This window comes from Streptomyces sp. H27-H5, assembly GCF_026627505.1.
Lineage (GTDB): Bacteria > Actinomycetota > Actinomycetes > Streptomycetales > Streptomycetaceae > Streptomyces.
The window spans coordinates 1-4804 of record NZ_JAPNLK010000210.1; the positions used below are offsets into that span (position 1 = coordinate 1).

Here is a 4804-nt window from a genome sequence, read left to right on the forward strand (position 1 = left end):
TGCCATCTGGACCGCTTCTTCACGGAACTCCGGCGAGTACGAACGCGAACGTGTCACTTGCTTCTTCCCTCGATCCCTTACAGGACAACCCTATTGGGTCCCTGTCCGGGAACTTCGGGGCCCCTCAATCGTCACAGCGGCGATATTGGGCGTCATGTCGGTGACATGGATCCTGATGTCCTCCATCCACTGTGCTTGGGGCAGGGAGTTCATGGCCGCTGCGGCGAAGACCAGGACATGGGCCTGGCCGTTCACCTTGTTGTCCGTGCCAAGGGTCACGTACTCGGCCAGGTACCGCGTGCAGTACGCCTTGCGGGTCGAGGGGATGGGGTCGAAGGGCTTATTCGGGTCGTCCTTGAGGCAGAGGTCCGCCCCCGGGTTGGCACGGGCCACCCGGGGGGCTGCGGCGGGCACGGCGGCGAGGGCGGAGGCGGTGGCCGGTCCTGTCTTGATGCAGGTCCAGGCCATGCCCTCGCGCCGGAGGTCGGGCCCGGTTTCCGTACAGTCGCCGTGGCCCTGGGGGACTGTGCGGCTCGTGGGCGGTTGGGCGGCGGCCGGCTGGGCGCCCACGCCGCACAGGGCTGCGGTGAGGGCGAGCGAGGCTATCGCGGCCAGGCCGTGTCTGACGTGTTTCACAGGTGGTCCCTTCCTCCGGCGGCCCCGTTGCGGGCACACCGAAGGCATGGAACCGGTCAACTCCCGTTCATGCCAACCGAGAACGCGACAGTTCGTGATCGTGTTTGGCCAGTTGTGGTACAGACCTGCCGCCCCCGGCGGCGCTAGTTTCACTCACACTCACCTCACAGATCGCACACAGGGGGAAAGCAACGATGCGCCGCACAAAAACCCGCCTGGGCAGAGGGCTCGGAGCGCTCATAGCCGCCGCGACGGCCGCCGTGGGCCTGGCCACCACCCCGGCCGCCGCCACCCCGGCCGCCGCCGGGCGGACGGTCCAGCCCGGCCAGACCTGCGGCGCAGCCGATCTCGGCACACGCCACCCGGTCATCAAGACGACCGAAGTCACCCCGACGATCACCCACTTCAAGGGCTGGTACGTCACCCAGGGCTCCACCGGCAGCCATACCGTCACCACCAGCACCCAGACCACCATCTCGGTATCTGTCGGCCTCAACGGCACCGTGCAGGGAAGCTTCGCCGTCGAGGCCCTCGGCAGCGTCGGCGCGAGCCTGGGCCTGAACGTGCAGGTCAACTACTCCTCCACCAGCAGCGAGTCGAACTCCGTCTCCTGGAACTTCTTCGAGCCCGGCTACTACGGCCTCTACAAGGGCACCAAGAAGGTCACCGGCACCTACGGCAGCCTCAACTGCAACCGCATCCAACAGGGCGACGGCAGTTGGGCACTGAAGTGGACCGAGGGCCCCGACAGCGGCAGCTACACCACCTACACCGCCCTCGAAGAAGGCGCGGTGCGCTGCGAGGACAAGGTCCCCGCCAACAGCATCATGGCCAAGGCCCAGGGCCTGTTGGACTGCGGCTCCCCCGCCGCCACCGCGAAGCACCCGGCAGATCCCGTCCCCGCGGCCAAGGCCGACCAGGCCAAGCACGACACCGACAGCGCCGCAACAACCGCCAAGGCCACCCAGAACATGAAGGCCCCCCAGGCCGCCAAGCCCGCCCCGCGCGCCGCCCTGGACTGCCAACCCGGCGTCTACAAGATCGACGTCCCCGGCAAGCCCCTGAACTGGAGTGCACCGCTCCTGGCCAACGACGGCACTCGCCTGCGCCAATCCAATTGGACCAGTGCCCACCTGGACAACTGGCGCCTGTGCAACGTGACCGAGCGCAACGGCGTCATCGAGGCGTCCCTGTGGAACTGGGGCAACGGCGGATGCGCGACCATCCCGGCGAACATCGCCAACCAGGAGCAGGCCTACCTGACAACGGCCACCTGCGGGGAAGACGACCTCCAGCGGTTCTACATCTACCGCGACGTACCCGGCAGCTCGAAGATCGGTCTGCAGAACAAGTACACCGGCTCCATGATGGGCCACGACCGGTACGCGGATGGGGAACTCATCCGCCAGTACTCCAGCGGCAGGCAGGACGGCACGGGTACATACACCCTGACCGGAGTCTGACGGCCCCCACCCCGTGAGCGCGGCCCCGCACGTGAACCCCGTGCCTCCCGGTTCCGTGCGGGGCCCTCCGCGTCTCTACCCCCGAGCCCAGCCCCGGGGACCGGTGCCCGCGGCCGAACGTCCCTGACATCGGCAGCCGCGCGCTGGCGGCAGGGCACCGAGTCAGCGCCCGCGAGGCCCTGCTGCGCGCGTCGAACTACTACCGCACCGCCGAGTTCTACCGCCGCGACGACCCCGCCAACGACCCCGAGGTCAAGCACCTGTCCACCCTCTCCCGCGAGACCTTCGCGGCCGCGGCGGCCCTGATGGACACCCCCGTCGAGGCCGTGACCATCCCCTACGAGGACACCAGCCTGCCCGGCTACCTCTTCCTCGTCGACGAATCCGGCGCCCCCCGCCCCACCGTCATCTTCACCAGCGGCTTCGACTCGACCCTGGAGGAGGCCTACTTCGCCGTCGCCGCCGCGCTGCGCCGCGGCTACAACGTGCTGGCTTACGACGGACCCGGCCAGGGCGCGGCACTGCGCGAGCAGGCACTGGTCTTCCGCCCGGACTGGGAGGCCGTGGTCACCCCCGTGGTCGACTACGCGCTGACCCGGGCCGAGATCGACCCCGACCGGCTCGTCCTGCTCGGCTACAGCCTCGGTGGTTACCTCACCGCCCGCGCCGCCGCCCACGAGCACCGCCTGGCCGCGCTGATCATGGACAACGGCCTCTACAACTACTACGACGCCCACACCCAGGTCATGCCGCCGTTCTTGCGGGAGTGGGTCGAGACCGGACGCGACGACCTCGCCAACCCCGTCGCGAGCCTGCTCATGGAGGGCAACACCCAGCTCCGCTGGGCCCTGCGCAACGGAGTGTGGGCGTTCGGTGCCACCTCGGTCGCGGACTACATCCGTCGCACCGCCGACTACACCCTCGACGGCGTTGCCCAGCTCATCGACTGCCCCACCCTGATCCTGGACGCCGAGAACGACCAGTTCTTCCACGGCCAGCCCCAGCGCGTCCAGGCCGCTCTGACCTGCCCGCACACCCTGATCACCCTCCCCGAAGCCGAAGGCGCCGGCGAGCACTGCCACATGGGAGCCATGTCCCGCTTCCACCAGATCGCCTTCGACTGGCTCGACACCACCCTGGCACCGGCCATCCAGGCACCGGCCACCCAGGCCACCGGCTGAGAGGGCGGCACGTGAGTTGAAGCCGAGGTCGCCTCCGAGATGGTCGTGATCGTTCTCATCGACAACCGCTGTGCCGATCCCCCAGGCCGTATCGCTACCAACGGCCCCGGGGTTGTCCTGAGGGCGTTCACGACTCCGTCGTGCGGTTCCCGTAGGTCATGTGGTGATCACATCGCGAGGCTGCGCCGGCGCCCCGCCGGGAGCGATCGGTCACTCACACGCGTCTGAGGGGTCGCACTCGCGCACGTGTCATGCCGGGGGCTTCTGCAGCCAGTCCGCTTCGGTGGTCCAGAACATGTGGCGCGCACCGAGGTAGTCGTGGGCGAAGTCCGTGAACCGTTCGCGGGTGTACGGCTTGCCGGTCTTGGGGTCCTTGGCGTTGATGTCGGGTTCCTGGACGGCCATCGCGACGAGGGGCAGGGCATCCTTGTACGCGTGGAGGAACTTGTAGGAGTTCTCCATCTGGTACTTCCGGTCCGGCAGGGTGTCCGGTCCTCCGATGCCGATCTTCTTGTCCTTGGCGAGGTCGAACATCTCCTTCATGCGCTTGTGGTCGTCGTCATCCGGCAGGAAGTTGATGTACTGGATGAACTGCGTCTTGGTGAAGACCTTCTTGCCGTAGCGCATGTTGTCGATCTCGGCATCGATGTAGGACTTCGAGGTGTACTTGGTCTGATCGTTCTTGGTGTCCACCTCGACCGCGGTCTCCGGAAGGTTCACGCCGGCGAGCTCGCCGTCGAATTTCTCCGCCATCGCTTTCAGCATCGCCTGGAAGTCTGATCGCACCTCTTTGTTCCACTGCGCGGCCACGGCCCCATGGGTGGTGGGGTTGTCAGGGTTCTCATCGACCGTCGGCGCGACCCCGCCCTCGTCCTTCACATATTGGGGAACGTTGGCGTCCTTCATGGCTACGTCGAAGAACCGGTCCTGAACCTGGACGAACAGTTTCTTGTGGCGTTCCTGGAGATACTTCAGGGCATTGTCCAGCCGCGACCACTTGTACTCCCCCTTGTTCCCCTCAAGGGCCTTCCAGGGCGCCACCACCTGCACGCCGCCGATGTCCGTACGGTCAATCATGGCCTTGACCTTCGGGTCCTCGCCGGACACGGCATCCTCGAATGCGCCGAGCGACATGTACAGATTGTCCGTCACCTTGCCGTGGGACACCGAGACGGCGGCCTTGTCGGGGGCGGGCGCCGCGGCGGCCGGCCAGACGGTGGCCGTCAAGGCCACGGTCGTGAGGACAACAGATCCGACTGCATCACGTTGCATCATCATGGACGAGACGCTAGGGGGACTTTCTAAGTGAAAGATAAGAGCGTCCGTCCCGGCGGTACGGGGCCATCCAGGCGGAATCAACCACGCACTTGTGGGGGCGGCGTGTCGGCGATGTTTGTCTAAGTGGTCTGCGTCGTAAGTCCTTCGGGGGTTGATCACGCGGCCTTGGCGGCGGAGGATTCTTCTGGGTGATCGGCGGTGTGCTGGTCGAGCCTGGCCAGGAGATCGTCCAGGTCGGAGGTGGTG

General features: G+C 66.9%; 4 protein-coding genes. 2 read left to right on the top strand and 2 right to left on the bottom strand.

The window, feature by feature from the left end; all coding sequences use genetic code 11:
• Positions 1-90: 90 nt before the first annotated feature.
• On the bottom strand, positions 91-636 hold the full coding sequence (locus tag OTB19_RS41545) for a hypothetical protein (protein ID WP_267804055.1): 546 nt from the start codon (positions 634-636) through the stop codon (positions 91-93).
• 194 nt (positions 637-830) lie between these two features.
• Between OTB19_RS41545 and OTB19_RS41550 the strand changes: the two genes are divergently transcribed.
• Together OTB19_RS41550 and OTB19_RS41555 are read left to right on the top strand one after the other, a co-directional pair.
• A complete protein-coding gene (locus tag OTB19_RS41550) occupies positions 831-2099 on the top strand; it encodes a hypothetical protein (RefSeq protein ID WP_267804056.1) in 1269 nt (422 codons plus the stop codon).
• A 143-nt stretch (positions 2100-2242) separates the two neighbouring features.
• Positions 2243-3280 carry an alpha/beta hydrolase family protein gene (locus OTB19_RS41555; protein ID WP_267804058.1) on the top strand — a complete coding sequence of 346 codons (1038 nt, stop codon included), beginning with the start codon at positions 2243-2245 and terminating at the stop codon, positions 3278-3280.
• 249 nt (positions 3281-3529) lie between these two features.
• Here the strand turns inward: OTB19_RS41555 and OTB19_RS41560 are convergent, their stop codons facing one another.
• Positions 3530-4513 carry a hypothetical protein gene (locus tag OTB19_RS41560; RefSeq protein WP_267804057.1) on the bottom strand — a complete coding sequence of 328 codons (984 nt, stop codon included), beginning with the start codon at positions 4511-4513 and terminating at the stop codon, positions 3530-3532.
• Between the last annotated feature and the right edge of the window lie 291 nt (positions 4514-4804).